We start from the raw sequence: 25,047 nt of genomic DNA on the forward strand, positions 1-25,047 counted from the left end.
GACTAATAAACCTATATAGGCTTATTAGGTTTTTATGATGTTTTATATATATATTTTAGTCTAAAAGCATTATTCTTTTTCTGAACCTCTCGAAGTTTCTCATACCAAAGCTGTTTCTTTTTAGTGTCTTTATCTTTGTATGTTTTCCTTCTAGTGCTCCATTTGAATGTTTGTAGTCAAATGAGTTTGTAATTTCATCAGACCAGTTTGTAAAGGCTGTTATACATGATTTAAACTCTTTAAGTTTTGATTTTTTACATATGTCTATCCATGCGTTTACCTTGTATTGTGCTTGTTCTTTGTTTTTCTGCACTAGAACTTCTTGATAGAAGGATTCTTTTAAGCCATATGCTAGTCTTAGCTCTTCGCTTATCTCTAGCATTAGAGCTGCTTCTCGCTTTTGATCATCATTAAGTTTTGGCATTGGTTTTGTAAGTATGCTTTTACTTCTTTTTAGGTATATTCTCATTTCTGCTGATGTATCTTTTTGTATTCTCTTTCTTACGTTTTCTAAGCTCCAAGAGACTTGTCTTACGAAGTGATATTTGTCTGCTATGTGTACTGCGTTTTTAAAGTATGCGTTTTTAACGTTTTTAAATGTTTTTGACATATCGCTAACAAATATCTTTACATTTTCTCTTTCTTCTTTTGGTATGTTTTTAAAGTATTCAAACAAAATATTTTCTTGCCTACTTTTAACTATGTCTATGATTTCATGTGTTATGCCATCTAGAAGTGAGCATTGATACTTGTATGAACCGCTGTCGCCTTTAAACTCGTCTATTAAAAGTACTTTTGGAAGACTTTTTCTCTCTACTGATAGGTAAGATAGGACTCTTGTAACTGTTGATGTGCTTACTGAGTATCTTCTTGATATTGACTTTATTGAGTAAAGTTCTCTAAACTCTCTAGCTATGGATGCTACTAGTCTTTTTGTCATGGTCATTTTCTTTGCTACTAGTTCTGTTTTGCTATCAATTCTTTTCCCGCAGCACTTACAGTTGTACCTAGTTTTTCTTAGGTTTATTATGCATTTTTTACCATGCATCTGTGTATCTTTTATCTTTTGAGTTCTGTGATCATGAACCCAGATATGTTTAGAACCACAGTATGGGCAGCTTTTTAACTTTTTTGTCTGTGCTTCTATAACTACTACATTTTCACCTTCTTTAAAATTGTTAACAACTACATCTTTACAAGCTAGCAAATTTATGGTATTATATTCTTGCACTTGTACACACCTCCTATGTTGTAGTGGTATTTTAAGTATAGGATAAAATGTGTGCAAGTGCAACTTTTTTTTGTAATTTTATCAAAAAAATATCTATTGAGGTTTTACTCCCCAATAGATATTATACAGCCTTTATAAAAAGGGACTCATAAGGGTCCTTTTTTCATGCGCGAAATATTAGCAAGAACTAATTTAATATTGAAAATTATATAAAAAAGAATAAAAAAGTATAAAATATTTCAATGACAAATTATGAAAATAAGTGTTATAATAGTAAATGTGTTAATTTTAGAAAAGCTATATAAAAGGAGAGAAAAAAGCAAATGAAAAAAATTATATTTTTAGCAATGCTATTGATGGTTTCATTATTATTAGTAGCTTGCGGACCAAAAACAGACAAAACAACAGATAAGACAGAAGACACAAAGACAGCTGAATCAACTGAAACAGCTGATACAACTGATACAGAAAAAACTGATGATGAAAATACTGAAACTGCAGATGCAGAAGGCACTATAGCTGGCGTTTCAGAAGAAAACCCTATCAAGATAGACAAGGACGCTAAGAGCGTAACAATCTACACTAAGTACAACGGAAAATTTGAAACAGAAGCTACAAGACACTTAGTTATCTGCAAAGATGGTAAATTAAGCGACAAATCAATCTTCTCATCATACGTATCACCAACAGATTTTTACAACGCTTTAGTAGAAGTTGGTGCAGAAGCAGGTAATAACATGAACGCTGATAATGCTGCTACAACTAAGTCTGAAGGATCTAAGCTTGAATTAACTTTATGCTGGGCTGGACAAGAAGGTTCAGTAGCTATTGATGATGTAGTTAAAGATTCTAACGGAAAAGCTATTGACATGAGATTCTCAGGAAACATTGATCCATCAAAAGAATACAACACTGGCTGTATCTCTTGTCTTGACTCTTGCTTCGTTGGTATCACTAGTAACGGTGAATACCCACTAGGCGCTATTGAAGAAACAAAAGAAGTTGAATTCTCAGTAGATGCTGACAAAGCACCAGAAGATGGAGCTCCAGTAGCAATAACATATACAGTAAAATAGTTGAAAAGAGTCTTTAATTTACTTTTAGCCATAGCTGGAGCTATCTTAGCTGCGGCCTTCATATCGAGCCTAGTTAGTTTAAGCCTTTGGCTTGATATGAGGGTGCACTCGAGATATATATACTACGCGTGCCTTGCGATTGCTATCGTAGCTTCATTATTAGGCAAAGTAAATGAAAAAACATTTTTAATTATTGAGCTTATATCCATAGCAGGAATACTTTTACTTGGCAAATTCACGAGAACTATCTATGAGCTGAGAGAAGCGCTGCATATAGATATGGGCATAGATTTACTTAAGCGAATATCAATAATTGCTTTAATAGCAATTAATTTAATGCTTTTTCTAAAATTTTTAATAAAGAAAAAGAAGTCTGCGTAATTTAATCGCAGACTTCTTTTTTGTAATCTAGTATTTTATTTCTTTTAATATTTCCCCAGTATATATGTCAATGAGCATAATCTTTTCATCATCCATCTTGGCAACGGATGCTTTGCCATCTTTGGGTATAGTTGTTGATCCAGGGTTTACTAAGATGATGCCGTCCTTTTCATCTAAGACCTTTATATGTGTGTGACCAGTAACTATCATCTTGATGCCGGAGTCTTTTGCGTACTGCATCCTTGCAAATTCTGTCTCTTCGTAGCCATGTATCAGTAGGGTCTTAAGTCCATTGATATCGACTACACGAGCCTTTTGAGTAAAGTCCTTCTCTATAACCATCTGATCAACATCGCTATCACAATTGCCACGAATGTAGATAATATTGTCACGCTCCTTTAAATACGAGGCTAAATCCTTTGGATTATAATCGTTTGGAAGAGCGTTTCGAGGGCCGTGATACAAAACATCGCCAAGGTGATAGATGATGTCGCAGTCCTTAAGCACATCAAGCGCCCTAAGCGTTTCGTCTATGCCGCCATGTGTGTCGCTAATAAAGCCTATAGTCTTTCTCATTATAGATAAACTACCTTTTCTGTTCTTTCTTTTGCCTTAGGAACTTCATCAGCGTAGCCCAAAGCCATCATGCCATATGAAATGTGATTAGCTGGCACTTTGAATGATGTCAATACTTCTCTAACGCCATCGTCCTTATTGCCTCTTAGTTGATTGATCCATACTGAGCCAAGTCCAAGCGCGTGAGATGCTAAGTAAATATTTTCCATAGCAGTTGATGTGTCTGCGTCGCCTAATTTTAAATCTTCTGGCACAGTCACTATGATTAAGGCCTTCGCATTATATATATAGTAGTCATCTCTATCAAGTGATTTTGCGATGGCAGCAGCTAGTCTTTGTATATCCTCTTCTTTAGTCACAACAGTAAAAAGTCTTTCTTGTTTATTCATTCCTGTTGGTGAAGCCTTTGCGCACTCAATTATCTTTTCAAGTGTTTCACGAGGCACTTCATCAGTTTTAAATTTTCTTATACTTCTTCTTGTCAATAGATTTTCTATTGCGTCCATAAAATCACAACCTTTCTTATAAATATTATACCACAAAATTGGGTATAATAATTATGGTGATATTATGAAAGACAATTTTTTAATACAAGGAATGAGCTGCGCTTCTTGTTCAGCAAGGCTTGAAAAAGTTTTATCAAGACAAGATGGTGTATCAAAAGCCAATGTAAATTTATCGTCGAATAGAGCGAGGGTCATTTATGACGAAAATGTCATATCTCGTGACGATATTTTGGCAGTCATCTCAAGAGCGGGTTTCACTGGCTATTATCAAGAGAGCCGCGATATAGAAAAGGAAAGAGAGCTTAGAGAAAAAGAGATAAAAAGTCTTAAGCGTGACTTTATCATCTCATTAATATTTGCTTTGCCACTTTTTTCAGTAATGTTTTTTCATATGGCAGGCATACACGTGTTTTATGCGGATGCCAGATGGCAATTTGCTTTTGCAACGCTTGTGCAAATATTTGGCGGACACAGATTTTATAAAGGAGCCATAAGCTCTTTAAGAAGCAAAACCTTTAATATGGATGTGCTTGTATCCATGGGTACGACTGCGGCGTATCTATATAGTATTTACAATATGTCCATAGCTAATCCGCATCTATATTTTGAGTCATCGGCTGTTATTATCACATTAGTTTTATTAGGTAAGCTTATGGAGGCAAAGGCAAAAGCCAAAACTAATGAAGCTGTCGATAAATTACAAAGCTTAAAAGTTGATGAAGTAACTGTAATTAGGGACGGTGAGGAAAAAACCATAAGCATAGACGAGCTTGATATAGATGATATCGTTTTAGTTAGACCGGGCGAAAGACTTGCCTCAGATGGCGTAATCATTGAGGGCGAAGCATCAATTAACGAAGCGATGATAACAGGCGAGAGCCTTCCTGTGAATAAAACTGTGGGTGACGCAGTTATCGGATCAACTGTTAATGGACCAAGCACTTTTAAATTTAAAGTTACTAAGGTCGGCGATGATACTACACTTGCCAATATCATAAGGATGGTTGACGACGCGGCGAGCTCGAAGGCGCCAGTACAAAGATTAGCAGATAAGATTGCCAACATCTTTGTTCCGGCAGTAATGGTTATTGCATTTTTAACATTTTTGATTTATACTATATTTAAGGATGCAAATACAGGTATCATTAACGCGATAAGCGTTTTGGTTATCGCTTGCCCATGCAGTTTGGGTCTTGCAACGCCTACAGCCATCATGGTTGCGACAGGCAGAGCAGCTCAAGGAGGTATACTTATTAAGTCTGGCGAAGTTTTGGAGGCAAATGCCAAAGTCGATGCTGTTTGCTTTGACAAAACAGGTACCTTAACTGAAGGCAAATTAGCACTTACAAAATTTATCAATACTTCACCCCTTAGCGATAGAGAAATTTTAAGATACGCTTACAGCGCTGAGAATCAATCGGAACACTTGATAAGCGAGGCGATATCCTCATACGCAAGAGATAAGAGCATTGAATATGCTGAAGCTGATGAATTTGAAGCGATTCACTCAAAGGGTGTTCGCGCAAAACTTGATAATAAAGAAATAATTTTATCGAACGAAAGATATTTTGATGAGCTAGGAATTAATTATGACAAAGCTCTGATGAAAGAACTTTTGGATGAGGGCGCTACTGTCATAGTCATGGCAATAGATAGAAAAGCCGTTAGCTACTTTGCTATAGAAGACAGCTTAAGAAGTGATAGTAAAGAAGCCATTGCTAAGATCAAGGCTATGGGCATAAAGACTTATATGCTTACTGGGGACAATAGTACTGTCGCCAAAAACGTTGCTCAAAAGCTTGGTATAGACGAGTTTAGAGCAGAACTTCTTCCAGAAGATAAATTAAAAGCAATAGAAGAGATTAAAAAATCTTGTGCAAAGCTTGCCATGGTTGGCGACGGCGTCAATGATGCGCCGAGCTTAGCAAGTTCAGACGTTGGTTATTCAGTCGCTTCAGGTACTGATGTTGCTTTAGAGGCGAGCGACATAAGTCTTTTGAATAACTCCATCGGCGGAGTGGCAAGAGCACTAGAGCTTTCACGAGCAGCCATGAAAATTATTAAAGAAAATTTATTCTGGGCCTTCTTTTATAATGTGGTCGGAATACCGTTTGCCATACTAGGCCTATTAACACCGATGCTTGCGGGAACTGCGATGGCGTTCTCATCGGTATGTGTAGTAACAAACTCACTAAGATTAAGATATAAATAGAATTGAGGAGGGAATTTATGGATAGCAAAAAACTAGACATCGCTAGAAACAGAAAGGGTTTCATAGCTGCCTTAGACCAAAGCGGTGGATCAACCCCAAAAGCTTTGAAGCTATATGGCATTGATGAGGACAAGTATTCATCAGATGATGAGATGTTTAAGCTTGTTCATGAAATGAGAACTAGAATCATCAAAGCACCAAGCTTTAATAAGGAGCATATACTTGGAGCGATACTTTTCGAACAAACTATCGATAGAGAGATTGATGGCATGAAGACAGCTGATTACCTATGGAATAAGCTTGAGATACTACCATTCGTTAAGGTTGACCAAGGTCTTGCAGATGTGGAAAATGGCGTACAAGTTATGAAGGAGATGACTAAGCTTGACTCGCTTCTTGATAGAGCGAAGGAAAGAGGAATCTTCGGAACTAAGATGAGATCTGTAATAAAAGAATTTAACTGCGAAGGTATCAAAGAAGTGGTTAAGCAACAATTTGATTACGCAAAGAGAATTATCGCAAAAGGCTTTGTACCTATTATAGAACCAGAAGTTGATATACACGCTGAAAACAAGGCTGAGATAGAAAAAGAATTATTTAAAGAATTAAAAGAAAATATAGAAAAATTAGCTAAAGATGACTTCATCATGTTAAAGCTAACACTACCTGAAGAAGATAATCTATATCTACCACTATACGATTATGAAAATGTCTTAAGGATAGTTGCGCTTTCAGGCGGCTACACTAGAGAAGAGTCTAACGAAAGACTTGGCAGAAACCATAAAGTCGTTGCATCATTCTCAAGAGCACTTACTGAAGGAGCAAAGGCTAGTATGACAGATGAAGAATTCAATAAACATATGGAGCAATCCATAAATTCAATTTATAAGGAGTCGATTAAGTAATGAAAAGAATTTTAAAAGTTCAAGGAATGAAATGTGAAGGATGCAGCGAAGCTATAGAAAAGGCATTAGAAAAATTTGATGAAATTGACGTTGTAACTGCTGATTTCGCATCAGGCCACGTTAATATTGAAAGCAAGGAAGAATTCGATCTAGAAAAAGCTAAAAAAGCTATCGAAGACCTTGGCTATGAAGTAGAAGACTATGAAGGAGTCGAATAAAAGAATCCTCGATATAGCAGAAAATTTACTCAAAATAGATTCACCATCGGGCATGTGCCAGATGGTGAATACTTATATCGAGGAGCATTTCAAAGGCGAGCTTAGCTTTGAAAAGACTAATAAAAACGCTCTTTATGCTATATTGAAGGGAAAAGATTCATCTAAGCTAAGGATAGTAACTGCTCACGTCGATACACTTGGCGGAATTGTTTCAAGAGTCAAGGACAATGGCAGATGTGAATTTGAAAACATAGGCGGCTTTATGTATGCTTCGCTTGAAGGCGAGCTTGTAAGGGTCTATACGAAGAAGGGCGTCATTAGCGGAACAGTTTTACCAAATAAGGCGAGCGTCCACACTATGGAGGACGAAAGAGAAAAAACGCTTCCAAGAGAAAGGCACTCGACTGAAATAAGGCTTGACATAGAAAGTTCTTCTAAAGAAGAAACTTTAGCAAGTGGCGTTAATGTCGGAGACTTCGTTGCTTTTGAGCCGCACACAAGAATTACAGATGGCTTCCTTGTATCACGCTTCATTGATAACAAGATTCATGCAGCCATCATGATTTATGTGATGGAAGAAGTTCTTAAGAAGAATATCGAGCTAGCATGCGACACAATGTTTTACTTCACAAACTTTGAAGAGCTTGGTCACGGCATTAGCTATGTGCCAGATAATGCATACGAAGTACTTGCTCTTGACATAGGTATAGTTAGCTACGAAAATAATTCAGCTGAAGACAAAGTAACAATAGTCGCAAAAGATTCAAGAACACCATATCCAATTGACCTTAGAGACAGGCTTGAAGATTTAGCAATCAAAAACGATATTGATTACGTAATCGATGTTCATCAAAGATATGGCTCAGATGGCTCACTAGGTGCAGTCGCTGGACTTAATCTAAACTTTGCTTGCATCGGCTGCGGCACAGATGCCTCACATCATATTGAAAGAACAAATATAAAGGCGATTGAGAGCACTGAAAAATTATTAAGAGCCTACTTAGAAAATTAAATTAAGCGATAAACGTAAAAGACGAGCAGAGATGCCCGTCTTTTTTATGTGCTCGATGAGTTATATCACAAAAAAGACTCCGAACTTAATCGGAGTCCATATAGTAATTATTAACTATTTACCAATATTTTCGTGAATCTTATCATAAACGAATTGAACTTGTGGTCCAATAATGATTTGGATTGAATCCTTATCAGGTTTGATAAGTCCTAAAATTTTTGCTTCTTTAATCTTTGCTTCATTAACTTTTGCTCCATTAACAAGGCTAGTTCTTAGTCTAGTTGAGCAGTAGTCAATGTCTTCGATATTTTCTTTTCCGCCAAGACCTTCGATGATGATGGCAGCCACTTCGTCAAAGTTATCATGCTTAGAAATAGTTTCTGCGTTTACTTCAACGTCGTCATCTTCTCTACCAGGAGTCTTTAAATTAAACTTTCTGATACAGAATCTGAATACGAAGTAATAAATAACGAAGAATATTAATCCAAGAGGTATTAGCATCCAAGGATTGTTAGCTACTGGGTTTCTTAGTGATAAGAAGTAGTCAACAAAACCTGCTGAGAAGCCAAAGCCTGCTGTCCAGTGGAAAGCTGCTGCGATGGCAACTGATATACCTGTTAATAATGCGTGAACTACATATAGAGCTGGAGCTAAGAACATGAATGCAAATTCAAGTGGTTCAGTAACGCCTGTGAAGAATGATGCGAAGGCTGCTGCTACTAATAAAGATTTAGCAACATTTTTCTTTTCAGGTTTTGCTTCTTGATACATAGCAAGAGCTGCGCCTGGAAGACCAAACATCATTACAGGGAAGAAACCTGCTTGATACATACCTGTTACACCTTTGATGGCTTTACCTGCTTCAAGAGAAGCTGCTCCGCCTAAGAAGTTAGGGATATCATTGATGCCAGCGATATCTAACCAGAATACTGAGTTTAATGCGTGGTGAAGTCCAGTTGGTATTAAAAGTCTATTGAAGAATGCATAAATACCTGCACCAACAGCTCCTAAGCTTTGGATACCAGTACCGAAACTTACAAGTGCACTAAATAGTATTGGCCATACATAGTAAAGAATTGCTGATACTATAATCATGAAAAGTGATGTCATGATAGGAGTAAGTCTTCTACCACTGAAGAATGCAAATGCATCTGGTAGTTTTACTTGGTAGAACTTGTTGTATGCAAATGAAGCAACAAGACCTGCGATGATGCCGACGAATACGTTTCCGTTGTTCATCTTACTCCAGCCTTCAGCTAAAGATAATTCAGCTGGGTCAACGCCTCTGAATATTGCTACTGTTCCTTCTGAAAGAAGTGTAGTTGCGATTAAGAATGCTACTAGGCCTGATAGACCTGCTGCACCATTCCTGTCCTTGGATAGGCCATAAGCAACACCTACTGCGAATATAATTCCTAAGTTATCAAGGATAGCGCCACCAGTCTTGATTAAGAATGCTGCAACGATGTTGTTAGCACCCCAGCCTGTTGGGTCAATCCAATAACCAATACCCATTAGTAGAGCTGCAACTGGAAGTATAGCTACTGGTTGCATCAAAGCCTTACCTAGGTTTTGAAGTTTTTTCATCATAATAATGACCTCCTTAATAAAAATTTTAATAATAATTACTATTATTATATATATTATACCACATTTATCTAGTTAAAGCTCTAATAATCAAAAATTTGTTTGCAAAATTTGCATATTTATTGTAAAATGAATATAAGCATACTAAATTAAGTAGAAAATATCAGGGGGTGTTACTATGCTTATACAAGGAGCTAACGTTTACTGCGACGGTAAATTTATTCGAAGAGACATTGCTGTGAGTGGAGAGATCTTCACTGTATATAGTAATGACGATGTCGTTAAAGATTATTCAGATGCTTACATCATTCCAGGACTTACTGACATACATTTCCATGGAGCAGTGGGTAAGGATCTTTGCGATGGGACTAAAGAGTCTATAGAAGCAATATGCGAGTACGAAGCACAAAATGGCGTGACACAAGTCATACCAGCGACTATGACATTGGCAGATGATGAGCTTGAAAGGATATTCAAAGCAATCGGCGAATACGATGGAACTAATGGCGCTGAGTTTATTGGCGTGCACATGGAAGGACCATATATATCCAAGGACAAGATTGGCGCGCAAAACCCTAAGTACTTAGCTATGCCGAGCCTTGAAAATTTTGACAAGTATCAAAAGCTTTCTAATAATAGAATTAAGAAGGTGACTATAGCGCCTGAAGTCGATGGAGCGAAGGACTTTATCAAAGAAAGAGCTGACGAGGTCGTTATATCTATAGGTCACACTGACTGTGATTATGATACGGCACTTGAAGCCTTTGATTTAGGAGCAAAATCAGTAACACATTTATTCAATGCACTTAATGACATCAAACATAGAAGCCCTGGTGTGTGCGGAGCAGCCTTTGACAGCCCTGAGGTCATGGTTGAGCTCATAACAGATGGCGTTCATATACATCCATCAGTAATAAGGATGATATATGCAATGTTTGGTGACGACAGAGTTATCTTAGTATCCGACTCGATGATGGCGACAGGCCTATCAGATGGTAAGTACAGCCTAGGCGGTCAAGACGTTTACGTAAAGGGCAAGAAGGCTACACTTGAGTCAGGAACTATAGCTGGCAGCGCAAGTAACTTATTTGACTGCATCAGATATGCTTACTCAATCGGCATTCCATTCGAGTCCCTTGTTAGATCTGCGGCTGTTAACTCAGCTAAAGAAGCTGGTATCTACGATAAGTATGGCAGCATAAGAGTAGGTAAATATGCTAACTTTGTTGTAGTTGATAAAGATTTAAATATAATCGATGTATATATAAGAGGCAAAAAAATAGGTGAACTTAATGAAAACAATTAAAGGGACTATAGCAAATAAAGGTCTTGTCTTAGGCAAGATAAAAGTTTTTGCTGATGAAAAGATAAATATTTGCAAGGATAAAATTATTGATACAGCTAGTGAAATAGCAAAATTAGATGCGGCAGTAAAAAAATCAATTGATGAGCTTGATAAATTATTTGAAAAAGCAAAGATGGATGCGGGCGAAGAAGAGGCACAAATCTTCGAAGTACACAAGATGATGCTTGATGATATCGAGTACCAAGATGAAATTAGAAGAAACATTAATGAAGAAAAAGATAATGCCGCTTACGCCGTTAGCCTTGCTGAAGAAAAATTCTACATGATTTTTAATAGCATGGACGATGAATACTTCAGTCAAAGAGCAAAGGACATCAAAGACATTTCTCAAAGACTTATCAAAAACATCTTAGGTATTAAAAATGCTTTCGATGACGATTTTGATGAAAAAGTAATTTTATATGCAGAAGATCTTTTGCCAAGTCAAACGCTTAACATTGACAAGGATAAGCTACTTGCCATAGTCACAGTGAAAGGCTCGACGCAATCACATACAGCGATACTTGCTAAGTCCATGAACATAGCGTCGCTTGTGAACCTTGATAGCGCTTTTGATAAAGATATCGATGGCAAAACTGCCATACTCGATGCATATGAAGGTGAATTAATTATTGATCCAGATGAAAAATTACTAAAAGATGTTAAGGAAAGAATAGAAAAAGAAGAAAAAAGAAAATTAGAGCTTGAAAAATTAAAGACAGCCAAAGCCATTAGCAAGGACGGAACGCATATAAGTGTTTACGCAAACATCGGTAATTCAAAGGACTTGCCGCTTGCTTTAAAGAATGGTGCAGAGGGCATAGGCCTATTTAGAACTGAATTTTTATACCTTGGCAGAGACTCGCTTCCTACTGAAGAAGAGCAATTTAAAGAGTATAAATATGTGGCTGAGGCGATGGAAGGCAAAGAAGTCATAGTAAGGACCTTTGATATAGGTGCGGATAAAAAGGTTGATTACCTAAATCTACCTGAAGAAGAAAATCCGGCCCTTGGTTATAGAGCGATAAGGATATGTCTTGACGACGAAGAATTATTTAAGTCGCAGCTCAGAGCCATAATCAGAGCGTCTCATTACGGCAATATCAAAATTATGCTTCCTATGATAAATGATATTTGGGAAGTGAAAAAAGCAAAAGAGCTTATCAAAGAAATATTTGAGGAGCTAAGAGAAAAAGATATTCCATTCAACGAAGAGATCGAGATTGGTATAATGATTGAGACACCGGCAGCAGCTATAATCAGTGATGATCTTGCAAAGGAAGTAAGATTCTTTAGTATAGGTACAAACGATTTGACGCAATACACACTTGCTGTTGATAGACAAAATGAAAAGATAGCAAGACACAGAGACATTCATCACAAGGCGATACTTAGACTTATGGAGCTGACTTGTGAAAACGCAAAGAAAAATGGTGTGAAGATCAGTGTCTGCGGTGAGCTTGGCAGCGACCCAGACTTGACTGGGTTTTATATAAAGAATAAATTTGACAAGCTGTCTGTCAATCCAGGACAGATACTTGAACTAAAAGACAGAATAATAAATTCATAGGAGGTTATCATGAAAGAGTTTGAATACACAATCACAGACCCTATAGGCATACACGCGAGACCAGCTGGTCTACTTGTTAAACTACTTGCAGCCATCAAGAGCGATGTAAAAGTAGCAAAGGGCGACAAATGCTTTAACGCTAAATCGATTTTAGGACTTATGGGCCTACAAGCAAAGCAAGGCGAGGCAATTAAGTTCATCATCGAAGGTGAAGACGAAGACGACGCAGTGAAAAAGATTGAAGACTTCTTAAAAGAAAATTTATAATCTTGACTATAAACCTCTTAGTTTGTATAATATAAGCTAGGGGGTTTTATTATGGAAAAAGAAAATTTCAGCCCGAAAGAGATATTGTCCATGACCTTGGCGAGTGGGGTCAATAAGACTAAGCTTAAGACTAGAACACAGTTCTTCTTAGGCGTTCTAGCGGGCATGTATATAGCGATGGGCGGAGCGGCATCGACTATTGTCAATAGTCTTGGTAAAGGCTTTAATCCGCAAATAACGAGAGTACTAGTTGGCCTGACATTCACCATCGGCATAGTGGCCGTAGTAGTTGGCGGAGCAGAGCTTTTCACAGGCAATATACTTATGTTTGGCGCGAGACTTGATAAAAAAATTAAGCCAGGTTCACTCATAATTAATTGGGCAAAAGTTTATTTATATAATTTTATAGGTGCACTGCTATTTGCCTGTGTAGTTTATTATTCAAACATCTTATCCGATGGCACTAAGGAGCTCTTAGTAAACATCTTTAACGCGAAGACTTCACAAGGATTTTTCGAGCTCTTTGTAAAAGGCATTGGATGTAACCTACTTGTATGCTTGTCAGTTTGGCTTGCAACTGCAAGTAAGGAGATAACAGCAAAAGTCTTTGCATCGGCATTTCCAGTAGCAATCTTTGTTATATGTGGCTTCGAGCACTGCGTTGCCAATATGTTTTACTTGCCTATAGCTATGATGATTAGCGGCACATTTGATCTGGCAGCAATGTTTCACAATTTACTTACAGTTACACTTGGCAATATCGCAGGCGGCATGATGCTAATCACTATGTATTACTACGCTTATAAAGATTAATTAAATATATAGCATTAGAACAAGTACTTATACGAGCACTTGTTCTTTTTTACGCATCAAAAAAAGGCCAAGCTATATGCTTGACCATGTAAATAGTTTTTATTATATTATTTTTTTAAGTTTAATACCTTTAATAGGCTGAGTGTCGAGCCCTTCTTTGGAGTCTTAAGTGCGTTAGTCGTCATTAAAGCCATCTCGCCACGATTAAGAAAGTCATCAGGCTTTAGATTAAGACCATCCATAAGTCCATAAGTAACTGCGTAGTCAGAGACCATGTCCCACTTTTTCGCCTCGGATGAATAATCAAGTATCCTCAAGAGTATCGCTTGATACTGCCTAACAGTTACATAGTCACCGTAGCCAAACTTGTCCTTCGTTACACCATGTATATAGCCGTTCGAAACAGCCCAGTTGATGTAAGGCAAGTAGACTTTACTTGCATTCTTAAGATCAGTGAACTTTGTCTCGGAGCTATACTTTTTTGCTCTTTCTTCATCATTCATAAGCCTCGATAGTATAACTATGAGGTCCTCTCTCTTAAGATTCTTATCAAGCATCAAGTCGCCCGATGAGTCACCTTGTATTATATTGTATGACTTAAGCTCTTCGGCACTCTTCTTGTACTTAGTCGCTACACTCGTTGCGAGTAGCTTTGTGCTAGCAAATAAAACTAAGACAAGGCAGAGGCAGAGCATAAATTTCTTCTTCATGCATACCACTCCACTTATATTATACTACATATATAAGGCTTAATATGTTAAGTTCGTGTTACAAAACGCGTTTTTTGATTGATAATTACTTAATAAAGGCAGATTTTTAACTAGATTGTAATAATTTATTCATATTTTATATGTTATAATGAGTTCATAAGAAGTAGTAATTACTTATGATTAGTTATGAAAGGAGCAAAAACATGAAAAATAACTTAAAAAGAGTATTTAGTTTAGTACTTGCTATTATGCTATGTATTACATTTATACCTATGACTACAGCAAGTGCAAAAACTTTTAAAGACGTGCCTACATCACATTGGGCATACACTTACATCAACGAGATGAGTAATCAAGGATATATATCAGGTTATCCTAATGGAACATTTAAACCAAGAAAGAATATCACATTCTTAGAAGCAATGAGGTTTGCAGCTATACTTACACAATACGATGATCAAGCTTTAGTAGCTGCAAGACAAGTTTGGCAAAGCAAAGTTGTTGCACTAGGCGTTCCTAAGTGGGCACAAGACAATGTTGTTAAGTGCTTAGCAAAAGGCGTAGTTGATATGAAGACACTTGAAGCAGCTAAGAAAAACAAGATGTTCACAACAGACAAAGCAGTAAGCAGAGTTAATCTAGCAGAATACTTTGCAAAGGCTATGGGAGTTAAATCAACTGATCCAGTTATTGCACTTCCATTTAAGGACGTTAAAGATATTCCTGAACACTTAAGAGCTCATGTAGCTGGCCTTATAGATGCAGGAGTTATATCTCCACAAGGCGCTGGAAAAGGATATTTCTATCCAAGACAAGCAGTTAAGAGAGAACAAGTTGCTAGGATGGTTTACGCAGCACTTCAATATCAAGCAAAAAATACAAACCCAGTAAACCCAGTAAATCCTGTGAACCCAGTTAACCCAGTTAACCCAGTAAATCCAACGCCAACAGTAGTTACAGGTACAATCAAGGAAATATCTGTAACAGGCATCACAGCTATAATGCTAGTAAACGACAACACTGTTAATGGCAAGGTATTCTCTGTAGATGCATCAACAGTTATTACAGTTGACGGTAGCATTGGCAATATCTCAAGCTTATTAGTTGGACAAGACGTTACAGTTACAGCAAATTCAGCATTAGGAGTAATGCAAGCTAAGTCAATCAACGCTAAGGGAGTAGAATTCAGCCTTGAAGGTGAAGTAACAAACGTTGACAACTCAAATAAAGAAATAAAGATTTCTTATACAGACAATAATAAGAACAAAGTTTCAAGAGTATTTAAAGTAGATTCAAGTTCATCAATCACTATGAACAACAGAACTAGAGATTTAGTAGATATTAAGAATGGCGCTCAAGTTAAGGCAACTATCCGCAACAATATTGTTAAAACACTTGAAGTAACTTCATCATCAGATGATTATAAGGGTTATATAAAGAAATTAACTTATAGAGACATCACTATAGTTTCATTAAATGGTAGAGAAAACACTTATAGAATACCAAGCAGAGATACTGACTATGAAATTTATGACAGTAGATATAATTCTGGAAGATATTCTAGAGATCGCAAATTAACTTTCACTGAATTAAGTAATTTAGGTTCAGTATATGTTGAAATCGAAACAGACGCTAGATATGATAGTGAAGTTTCTTACATCGAAGTACGTGATGGTTTTGATAATGAATACATTGTATATAGAAATAACGATAGAGGAAGAAGCCGTGACCAATGGCAAATAGAATTATATCCAAAGGATTCAACAAATAGCTATAGAGACAGGGAAACTTACTACTACGATTATGATTTAAGAGCAGATAACTTTGATTCAAGAAATGGCGTAAGAGTAAGAGATATAGGTGAAGGATCAAGAGTAGTTATTCTTGAAAAGGATAAAGACGTTATTAAGAAGATCATGGTTATTGATTCAAGATATAACAATGGATATAGTTATAATGATAACTATATTTATGGTAAAGTAACAAGAAAAGGAGGTACTTATTTAGAAGTATCAGATAATTACTCTAGTAAAGAATATATTATTGATTCTAGTATTTCACTGGCAGGCATAACAGAAGGCTACTCTTACTATTTCAAAGTTAGTGATAAAAATGGTAGACCAAAACTTATAAATTGGTATGATAAAGAACCAAGCGACTTTAGAAATAATAGTAGATATGGATATGACAAAAGTATAACTATCAAATATATTTGGTCAAAAAATAGTAGCAATTCAATTGATTTAACAGATAGTAATGGTAACGACTATTATATTGATAGAAAAACTGATGTATCTGGATATTATAGGGATTTCTACGAATTGAGAGATGCAGACAGCAGATATGTTGAAGGTTTAAAAGCTGATATAACATCAAGCAGTGGCGGATATATTAGCAGAATATATATTTACAAATAAATCAATTAAATAAACCATAGAAAAAATCTTAGGGCGTTTGTCCTAAGATTTTTTTGCGTTAGCATTTTAAAACATATTTTATGGTGGCAAATCCATTTACATAAGAGTATCAAATCAATTTACATAGTAGTGGCAAATCCATTCTCAAAAATCTTAAGCCATTCGCAAAAAAATAATTGTAATAATTTTACTCATGTGTTATAATCAAAACGAGGTGAAAAGATGAAACTAGGTTTTTCGAATGAACTATATATAAAGGAACAAAGTGACTATATTTTAAAAAGGGTCGGAAAGTTTGAGAAGCTTTATATGGAGTTTGGCGGCAAGCTCATAGGCGACAAGCACGCGCAAAGAGTTTTGCCTGGCTACGACGAAGACGTCAAGACTGTTTTACTTGAGAAGTTAAAGGACAGGATGGAGGTCATCATTACTATACACGCTCAAGACATCATATCAAACAAGCTAAACAACAACACTGGGCTAACATACGAGAGAGAAGCAATCAGACTTATCGAGAGACTTAAGGCAAAGGGCATTAAGATCAACAGCGTTGTTATCAACCGTTACAAAAAGGATGAAAATGTTGACAAATTTAAGGAATATATGGAAGCAAGAGGCATGAGGGTTTATCTTCATGACAAGACTGAGGGCTTCCCAAATGATGTTGACAAGATACTTTCTGAAGATGGTTTTGGCAAGCATCCATATATTGAGACAACTATGCCAATTATCGTGGTGACTGGTCCAGGACCTGGTAGCGGCAAGATGACTACATGTCTTTCTCAGCTATATCATGAGTACAAACGCGGTGTCAAGGCGGGCTATGCGAAGTTTGAGACTTTCCCTGTTTGGAACCTTCCATTAAAGCATGAGCTAAATCTTGCTTATGAGGCGGCAACTGCTGACCTTAGCGACGTTAATCAAATCGACCCATATCATTTGCAAGCTTATGGCGAGATCTCTGTAAATTACAACAGAGACGTACAAGCATTTCCTATATTAAAGAAGATACTTGATAGAATCATGGGCGAGGAGTTCTACAAATCACCAACTGACATGGGCGTAAACAGAATTAAGTCGGGTATCATAGATGAAGAAGTAGTTAAAGAAGCATCGAGACAAGAAATTATCAGAAGATACTTAAAGGCACTACTTACTTACAAGATGACTAATCAAAAGAAGGACGAAGCTCAAAGAATCAAAACGCTTATGGAAGAGCTTAACCTTACTGTTGAGGATAGAAAATCTTTAGTCGCTGCAAGAAATAAAAAGGCTGAACTAATCAAGATGGGTATCACTAACTCAAATGTCACTGCTATCGAATATGAAGACAGTATCATAACTGGTAGAGATGGCGAGCTTATGGACTCAGCCGCAGCTGCTGTACTTAATCTGCTTAAGTATATATCGAATATACCAGATGATTTGCACTTGATAGACAAGGCTATACTTGAACCAATAAAGGAAGTCAAAGGCATAATCGAAAAGAAAGAAAGTCCTTTATTAAATGTCGAAGAGGTTTTAATTTGCTTAGCGACATCAAAGATGTTTAATCCGAGCGCCAAGCTATGTATAGACAATCTATCTAAGATAAGAAACTTAAGAGCACACTCGACAGCTATGCTTAATCTAACAGACATAGAACTATTTAGAAAGTTAAATATAGACCTAACAAGCGATTACGTCGATACAAAATTTTAGCTAATACAAAAAAACTCCTGATCAAATGATCAGGAGTCAGAGTGAAGACAAACCCAGGAATTTTTTCCTGGGTTTGCTTATTTTTATTAAATTTAGTAAAAAATCAAATTTTTTATGTATTTTTGCAAATAAACGAGTAAATACCTCCTTATTTGGATCCATCCTATACATCATTAGTGCTAGTTTTTTCATATTTAAGCATGCAAAAGTAAGCGCAGCTTTCATATCCATCTTAGCTTTGCCCTTCATGTTTGTATATCTAAAACTATGATACTCTTTTGCGCTTCCAAATTGTCTTTCTATTGTTTCTTTTCTTCTTGCGTATTCTTTCTTGCCTTGATTTGTATATCTATATTCTTCTGTTATGTCAAGGTAGTCTTGCCATATATGTCTTGTTATTACTTTTTGTTTGTTTTTACTATGTGTGCATCTATCTATGTTAGGACAGTTCTTGCAGTCGTTTATATCACTTTTATACTGTCTGTATCCTTCTCTATCTGTAGTTTTGTAATTTAAAAGTTTTCCTTGTGGACATATGTAGCAGTCATAATATTCGTCGTATATGTAGTCTCTTTTGTAGTATGGATTTTCTATTTGTAAGTTTCTCTTTTGTCTTGTATATGGAAATACTGGGAGTATTTTATCGTCTATTAATGTTTTTGCTATGGCTGGTATTTTGTAACCTGCATCCATAACTATCTTTTGGGGTTTCATCTTTTTTAGTTTTTCTTCATAGAATGGTAAAAATGTTGTGCTGTCATGTAAATTTCCTGGAAATGATTTGTATGCTAGTATCCAGCCGTTTTTATCGCATGATGTTTCTACGCAATAGGCGAATACTTCTTTATGTTCTCCTTTGTGAAAGAGGCCGCTTTCTGGATCTGTTGTTGACTGAACTATCGTTTGCCTCTCTTTATCTTCTTTCTCTTTTAAGGGCTTTTTTCCGTTTTCTTCTCTTTCTTGTGCTATTTCTTTGTCTAGCTGTGCTTGATATCTTCTTGCTTTTTTCTCTATTGTTACTTTTTTGTTTTTATGTCTGTTTGCATGTGCTTTAACATGTGTTGAGTCTACGAATTGAATCTTCTCATCCACAAAACCTTGTTCTAGTGCTTGGTTTAATATGTTTTGGAAGATGTTTTCAAATATGTCTGTATCTTTGAATCTTCTTCTATAGTTTTGGCTGAATGTTGTAAAGTGTGGAATCTTGTCGTAGAAGTCATATCCTAAAAACCATCTGTATGCAATGTTTACTTCTATCTCTTTTATTGTTTGCCTTATGCTTCTTATGTTGAATAGGTATTGTATGAATATTATCTTCATTAGCACTACTGGATCTATGCTTGGTCTTCCGTTATCTAATGAGTATTTATCTTCTACTAAATCATAGATAAAGTCAAAGTCTATATACTTATTGATCTTTCTTAGTATGTGTTCTTGTGGAACTAATTCTTCAACTGAAATTATTTGTGCTTGATCTGTTTTTGATTTACTATTTTTATGTAACATTTTATCACCTTCTATGTATTATATATACCCAATAGATGTGTATTTTAAGAGGTTTTCAAGTAAAAAAGTAGGCGTATTTTTATAAAAATACGCCTACTTTGTCAACAGTCTGACTCCTGATCAAATGATCAGGAGTTTTTCTTTGCATAAAAATGGTCAAGCTCTTAATGAGTTTGACCAAATATAAATTTATCTTGTTTCGTCTAAGTAAGCGATGGCAACAGCACCAGGTCCCAAGTGGGCACCTATAGCTGGGCCTATCTCTCTAATGATGACATCCTTAGTATCGACTTCAGCTGATATCATTTCAAAAAGCTTTTGAGCGCCTTCAATATTGTCAGTGTGACCAACTATTGCGTGCTTCAATACATCAGGATTCTTCTTAGCATCTTCTATGAAAGTATTGCTTAGCTTTTTATATATCTTTGCCTCGCCGCGCACCTTATCCTTAAGAGCTAAAGCACCATCGTCGTCATCACCAAGCAGCGGCTTGATGTTTAAGACTTGGCCAACATTCTTCACGGTCTTAGAAATTCTTCCACCCATGAATAAGTAGTTTAAGTCATCAACAGTGAAGAGATGAACTACCTTGCCACTAATCTCATTAGCTCTTTTTTCAAGCTCGTCAAGTGAGTAGCCCTTGTTTTTCTTTTCAATTATATCTCTAACTATGATTTGCTCACCTATAGTCATGGACTTTGAGTTGATTGAGACCATGCGTCTTTGGGGATACTTTTCTTCAAGCATCTTAATCGCCATGCGCGATGTATCCCAAGCCGTAGTAAGTCCATAGGAAAGGCAGATGTAGATAAAGTCTTCGTCTTCTTTACAAACTTTTTCAAAACCTTCTAGGTACTGGTTAAGATTGATCTGACTAGTCTTAAAAATCTTACCCTTTCTCATAGCTTTATATATATCAGAGCGCTTTATATCAAGTCCGTCACGTAGGATAGTCTCCACATCATCTGTGTCAAAAACACTGACGTACAATGCTTCGAGATCAAATTCTTTTATTTCTTCTTGCGTGAAATCACTCGCACTATCAATTATAATTCTTGTCATTTTTTACCTCTCTCATACGATTAATTATAACATATAAATTTATTAAAGACAAGATAAATGTTATGCACATTTAAAGCAATTTGTACAAATAATATATTTTCAAGTCCATATATTAAAAAATCACCTTATGTGGTATAATACATATATAAGGGAGGTTTTATAATGTCAATTGACGATAGAGTTAAAAGTTTAAGAGAATTAATGAAGAAAAACGGTATCACTATGTATATAGTTGCCACAGCGGACCCACATATGAACGAGTATCTTTCTGATCACTACAAGGATAGAGTCTTCATATCAGGCTTTACTGGCTCACAAGGCAATGTCATCATCACTATGGATAAGGCAATGCTATGGGCAGACGGAAGATATCACGTTCAAGCAGAAAATCAATTAAAGGGCACTTCATATGAGCTATATAAATGGGGTAAGCCAGGCGTTCCAACATTTATGGAATACTTAAGAGATAGCGTAGCCAAGGGCGAAGTCATTGGCTTTAATGGCAAGACTTTCTCTGAAGCGATGTTTGAAAGGATAGAGGACCTTGTTGATGGTAGGGACGTTAAATTTGTTGACGACGTCGACCTTATTTCAGAGATTTGGACTGATAGACCTGCTCTTAAGAAGGATAAAGCCTTTATACTATCAGACGAAGAAGCAGGTGAAAGCACTAGAGATAAATTAAAGAGATTTAGAGAAGCGCTTAAAGAAGAAGGCGCCGACCTAAGCATAATCGCTTCACTTGACGACATCTGCTGGCTATATAATATCAGAGCAAACGATATACAAGACTCACCAGTACTAATTTCTTACGCTTACATCGATTTTGATAAGGCAGCCATCTACACAGATCTTGATAAGCTTGATGATGCCATAATCAAGTCGCTTAACGCACAAGGCGTTGAAGTTAAGGCGTATGAAGACTTTGAAGATGACTTAAGAAAGATCAAAGACAAGACCATTTACCTAGACGAAAACAAAATCAATAGATACATGTTTAAGCTAATCGAAGACGACAACTACGTTATAGACGACATAAACATCACTACAAAGTTTAAAGCGGTTAAAAATGATACTGAAATCAAAAATATAAAGAAGGCGCACATAACTGATGGCGTTGCTATAGCGAGATTCATGAAGTGGCTTAAGGAGTCTGATAAGACTGAGCTTGACGAGCTTACAGTTCAAGACAAACTTCATGAGTTTAGAGCTATGTCAGAAGATTTCTTAGAAGAAAGCTTCGATACTATCTGCGGTTACGCTGACAATGGCGCAATCGTTCACTATATGTCAAGTGAAGAGACTAATAAAAAACTTGAAGCAAAGGGACTTTTACTTGTTGATAGCGGCGGACAATATAAGTTTGGCACAACAGACATCACTAGAACTATGGCGATGGGCGATTTGAGTGATGAAGAAAGAACTGGATTTACTCTAGTTTTAAAGGGTTTCATCAGACTTATGAGCGTTGTATTCAAGAAGGGTACTAAGGGATCTTCACTAGATTTACTAGCAAGACTAGACCTTTACAAGCATCAAATGGATTACCTTCACGGCACTGGTCACGGCGTTGGCTATTTACTAAATGTTCATGAAGGACCACACAATATTTCTTCTAGATATAATGACGTAGACCTAGTTAAGAACATGATTTTCAGTGTTGAACCAGGCGTTTATGAAGACGGTAAATATGGTGTTAGAACTGAAAACCTTGTTTATGTTGAAGACGCAGGCACAAGTAAATACGGTGACTTCTTTAGACTTGAGCCACTAACATATGCGCCTATCGATAAGGACGCTATAGATAAAGATATGCTTACAGCTGAAGAAATATCGTGGCTAAACGATTACCATAAAGCCGTTTATGAAAAAGTAAGTCCATTATTAAATGAAGACGAAAAAGCTTGGTTAAAAAAGGTAACAAGTGAAATTTAATGTTTAACTTTGAAGACGAGATAAAGAAGCTGCCTAAAAACCCTGGCATTTACATTATGAAGAATGACAAGGGCGAGATAATTTATGTAGGCAAGGCAAAAAATTTATCTAACAGAGTGAGGAGCTACTTTAGGAGTTCTGCTAATCACTCTGAAAAAGTTAAGGCGATGGTAAAAAACATTGCCGAGTTTGAATATATAATTGTTGATAATGAGGTTGAGGCTCTGATTCTAGAGTCCAACCTTATTAAGCGTTACGTTCCTAAGTACAATATAGTCCTTCGTGACGACAAAAGCTACCCTTACATCAAGGTGACGACTAACGAAAAGTTTCCGCGCATATTAAAAACGCGTTTACTTAGAAAAGACGGAGCAAAGTACTTTGGCCAGTACCCAAACGCAGCTAGCGTCAACATTGCGATCGATATTATCAATAGAGAGCTAAAGCTTAGGGACTGTAATTTAAATATCGAGAAGGTCAAGGGCAAGATTAGGCCTTGCCTTAACTACTTCATCGGCAAGTGCATAGCGCCTTGCAGAGCCGAGGTCACTGAAGAAGAGTACGCCGAGCTCGTTGATAGAGCGATGAAGATACTTCAAAATAAAGATAAATCACTTTTGGAGAAATATAAATCTAAGCTCGACGATGCGGTTAAGAATCTTGAGTTCGAGAAAGCAGCCGAATACTTAAACGTGGTCAATGCTTTTAACGACATACACAAGGAGCAAAAAATTACTTCGCCCGACGCCATCAATAGAGATGTCCTTGCTTATGCAGAAGGCATCTCAGACGTTATACTCGAATTATTTATCATTCGTGACGGGAAAATCGTTGAAAGGAACTATTATCTATTCGAAAATGAAAAGAAGACCGAGATCAAAGACATATTCAAAGCCTTTATCTCGCAGCATTACTCAGCCAACATCGATATGCCAAACGAAATCATTTCAGAAATCGATTTTCCTGATAGAGAGGAAATGATAACGGCGCTCTCAAAGATAGCAAATCACAAAGTTGATATACACGTGCCGCAAAGAGGCGAGAAGAGATCCTTGGTGCTTATGGCGAAGAAAAATGCCATCGACATGGTTGAGAAACATGCCGATAGATATATAAGGAAGAAAGCCTTAAAGGATATGGCGATGCAGCGCTTTAAGGATCTACTTTGGCTTGAAGACGTGCCAAATAGGCTTGAGTGCTATGATATATCCAATACCATGGGTCAAAATTCAGTCGCGTCAATGGTTGTCTACGAGAACGGCGATATGCAAAGAAATGAGTACAGGCGCTTTAGGATCAAGACCATAGTTGGGCCAGACGACTACGGCTCACTAAGAGAAGTCTTAGAGAGACGCTTTATGAGAAGTATGAAGGATAAGGAAGGTTCATTCGCAGCGCTGCCAGACGTTATACTTATAGACGGCGGCCTTGGTCAAGCATCGAGCGCGCAGATGGTTTTAGATAGCCTCGGTATAGAGATACCAGTCGTCGGACTAAAGAAGGATGAGCATCACAGAACCGATTCGCTCGCTTATATGGGCGAGATTATAAAACTTGATAAAAGCTCGGAGCTATTCAAGATACTAACAAGGATACAAGACGAGGCACATAGATTTGCCATCACATATCACAGGTCCTTAAGAGAGAAAAATATCAATCAGTCGATACTCGATGAGATAGTTGGCATAGGTCCTAAAAAGAAAAAGATATTATACGAAGCTTTTGATGATATCGACGCAATCAGAAGGGCGAGCCTTGAAAAGCTCGAGTCAATCAAGGGCATATCAAAGACAAACGCAAAAGATATATATGAATTTTTTAGAAAAGATACTTAAACTGTTCTAGGTATCTTTTTTCTTATGTCATAGTACGTGCAAATCGAAATTGCTGTTTTAATAAACGCTTTTAATAACACAAGCAAAATTACTAGCCGAATGACGTGCGATTAACATAGCAAAAACATTAAGCATATGACGCACGTTTATCATATCAAATCCATTTGCCAGGTGACGAGCGT

General features: G+C 36.7%; 21 protein-coding genes. 14 read left to right on the forward strand and 7 right to left on the reverse strand.

The window, feature by feature from the left end; translation table 11 throughout:
• Positions 1-55: 55 nt before the first annotated feature.
• A complete protein-coding gene (locus BN3004_RS04840) occupies positions 56-1,231 on the reverse strand; it encodes an ISL3 family transposase (protein WP_058259271.1) in 1,176 nt (391 codons plus the stop codon).
• A 323-nt stretch (positions 1,232-1,554) separates the two neighbouring features.
• On the opposite strand from BN3004_RS04840, the gene BN3004_RS04845 reads away from it, so the two are divergent.
• Positions 1,555-2,307, forward strand: a complete 753-nt coding sequence (locus tag BN3004_RS04845) for a YdjY domain-containing protein (protein ID WP_058260087.1) — start codon at positions 1,555-1,557, stop codon at positions 2,305-2,307.
• Complete coding sequence (locus tag BN3004_RS04850; RefSeq protein WP_058260088.1) at positions 2,308-2,688, forward strand: hypothetical protein; 381 nt, start codon at positions 2,308-2,310, stop codon at positions 2,686-2,688.
• Positions 2,689-2,715: 27 nt separating this feature from the next.
• Here BN3004_RS04850 and yfcE read toward each other — a convergent pair whose 3' ends face one another.
• On the reverse strand, positions 2,716-3,264 hold the full coding sequence (yfcE, locus tag BN3004_RS04855) for a phosphodiesterase (RefSeq protein WP_058260089.1): 549 nt from the start codon (positions 3,262-3,264) through the stop codon (positions 2,716-2,718).
• Entirely contained in the window at positions 3,264-3,770 is a 507-nt protein-coding gene (locus tag BN3004_RS04860) for a nitroreductase family protein (protein WP_058260090.1), read from the reverse strand. Before BN3004_RS04860 ends, yfcE begins: the two co-directional genes overlap by 1 nt.
• A gap of 64 nt (positions 3,771-3,834) precedes the next feature.
• Between BN3004_RS04860 and BN3004_RS04865 the strand changes: the two genes are divergently transcribed.
• Genes BN3004_RS04865 through BN3004_RS04880 form a run of 4 tightly spaced genes read left to right on the forward strand, consistent with a single transcriptional unit; the run spans position 3,835 to position 8,117 of the window.
• The gene (locus tag BN3004_RS04865) at positions 3,835-5,982 is read left to right on the forward strand and encodes a heavy metal translocating P-type ATPase (protein ID WP_058260091.1); all 2,148 of its coding nucleotides are present in this window, start codon (positions 3,835-3,837) and stop codon (positions 5,980-5,982) included.
• Positions 5,983-5,999: 17 nt separating this feature from the next.
• Positions 6,000-6,887, forward strand: a complete 888-nt coding sequence (locus BN3004_RS04870) for a fructose bisphosphate aldolase (protein WP_058260092.1) — start codon at positions 6,000-6,002, stop codon at positions 6,885-6,887.
• Entirely contained in the window at positions 6,887-7,105 is a 219-nt protein-coding gene (locus tag BN3004_RS04875) for a heavy-metal-associated domain-containing protein (RefSeq protein ID WP_058260093.1), read from the forward strand. Before BN3004_RS04870 ends, BN3004_RS04875 begins: the two co-directional genes overlap by 1 nt.
• Positions 7,089-8,117, forward strand: a complete 1,029-nt coding sequence (locus tag BN3004_RS04880) for a M42 family metallopeptidase (protein ID WP_058260094.1) — start codon at positions 7,089-7,091, stop codon at positions 8,115-8,117. The genes BN3004_RS04875 and BN3004_RS04880 overlap by 17 nt, the downstream gene beginning before the upstream one ends.
• Before the next feature lie 114 nt (positions 8,118-8,231).
• On the opposite strand, the gene nagE is transcribed toward BN3004_RS04880, so the two are convergent.
• A complete protein-coding gene (nagE, locus tag BN3004_RS04885) occupies positions 8,232-9,707 on the reverse strand; it encodes an N-acetylglucosamine-specific PTS transporter subunit IIBC (protein ID WP_058260095.1) in 1,476 nt (491 codons plus the stop codon).
• Positions 9,708-9,882: 175 nt separating this feature from the next.
• Between nagE and nagA the strand changes: the two genes are divergently transcribed.
• The 4 genes from nagA to BN3004_RS04905 are packed head-to-tail and all read left to right on the forward strand — an operon-like array spanning position 9,883 to position 13,699.
• Entirely contained in the window at positions 9,883-11,010 is a 1,128-nt protein-coding gene (nagA, locus tag BN3004_RS04890) for an N-acetylglucosamine-6-phosphate deacetylase (protein WP_058260096.1), read from the forward strand.
• Entirely contained in the window at positions 10,997-12,619 is a 1,623-nt protein-coding gene (ptsP, locus tag BN3004_RS04895) for a phosphoenolpyruvate--protein phosphotransferase (protein WP_058260097.1), read from the forward strand. Before nagA ends, ptsP begins: the two co-directional genes overlap by 14 nt.
• A gap of 9 nt (positions 12,620-12,628) precedes the next feature.
• Complete coding sequence (locus BN3004_RS04900; protein WP_058260098.1) at positions 12,629-12,886, forward strand: HPr family phosphocarrier protein; 258 nt, start codon at positions 12,629-12,631, stop codon at positions 12,884-12,886.
• A 51-nt stretch (positions 12,887-12,937) separates the two neighbouring features.
• On the forward strand, positions 12,938-13,699 hold the full coding sequence (locus BN3004_RS04905) for a formate/nitrite transporter family protein (protein ID WP_058260099.1): 762 nt from the start codon (positions 12,938-12,940) through the stop codon (positions 13,697-13,699).
• Positions 13,700-13,806: 107 nt separating this feature from the next.
• Here BN3004_RS04905 and BN3004_RS04910 read toward each other — a convergent pair whose 3' ends face one another.
• The gene (locus tag BN3004_RS04910; RefSeq protein ID WP_058260100.1) at positions 13,807-14,409 is read right to left on the reverse strand and encodes an S-layer homology domain-containing protein; all 603 of its coding nucleotides are present in this window, start codon (positions 14,407-14,409) and stop codon (positions 13,807-13,809) included.
• A 203-nt stretch (positions 14,410-14,612) separates the two neighbouring features.
• On the opposite strand from BN3004_RS04910, the gene BN3004_RS04915 reads away from it, so the two are divergent.
• Together BN3004_RS04915 and BN3004_RS04920 are read left to right on the forward strand one after the other, a co-directional pair.
• Positions 14,613-16,826 (forward strand): S-layer homology domain-containing protein, encoded by a 2,214-nt coding sequence (locus tag BN3004_RS04915; protein WP_058260101.1) that lies wholly within the window; start codon positions 14,613-14,615, stop codon positions 16,824-16,826.
• Positions 16,827-17,048: 222 nt separating this feature from the next.
• Entirely contained in the window at positions 17,049-18,527 is a 1,479-nt protein-coding gene (locus BN3004_RS04920) for a DUF1846 domain-containing protein (RefSeq protein WP_058260102.1), read from the forward strand.
• 36 nt (positions 18,528-18,563) lie between these two features.
• On the opposite strand, the gene BN3004_RS04925 is transcribed toward BN3004_RS04920, so the two are convergent.
• Positions 18,564-20,033: an IS1182 family transposase gene (locus BN3004_RS04925; RefSeq protein ID WP_058259270.1), complete on the reverse strand. Its 1,470-nt coding sequence runs from the start codon at positions 20,031-20,033 to the stop codon at positions 18,564-18,566.
• Between the two features lie 189 nt (positions 20,034-20,222).
• Positions 20,223-21,095, reverse strand: a complete 873-nt coding sequence (locus tag BN3004_RS04930; RefSeq protein WP_058260103.1) for a DegV family protein — start codon at positions 21,093-21,095, stop codon at positions 20,223-20,225.
• A gap of 162 nt (positions 21,096-21,257) precedes the next feature.
• Between BN3004_RS04930 and BN3004_RS04935 the strand changes: the two genes are divergently transcribed.
• Positions 21,258-23,030: an aminopeptidase P family protein gene (locus tag BN3004_RS04935; RefSeq protein ID WP_058260104.1), complete on the forward strand. Its 1,773-nt coding sequence runs from the start codon at positions 21,258-21,260 to the stop codon at positions 23,028-23,030.
• Positions 23,030-24,865: an excinuclease ABC subunit UvrC gene (gene uvrC / locus BN3004_RS04940; protein WP_058260105.1), complete on the forward strand. Its 1,836-nt coding sequence runs from the start codon at positions 23,030-23,032 to the stop codon at positions 24,863-24,865. The genes BN3004_RS04935 and uvrC overlap by 1 nt, the downstream gene beginning before the upstream one ends.
• The last annotated feature ends 182 nt before the right edge of the window (positions 24,866-25,047 follow it).

Origin of the sequence: Fenollaria timonensis (assembly GCF_001457835.1) — a bacterium.
Lineage (GTDB): Bacteria > Bacillota > Clostridia > Tissierellales > Peptoniphilaceae > Fenollaria > Fenollaria timonensis.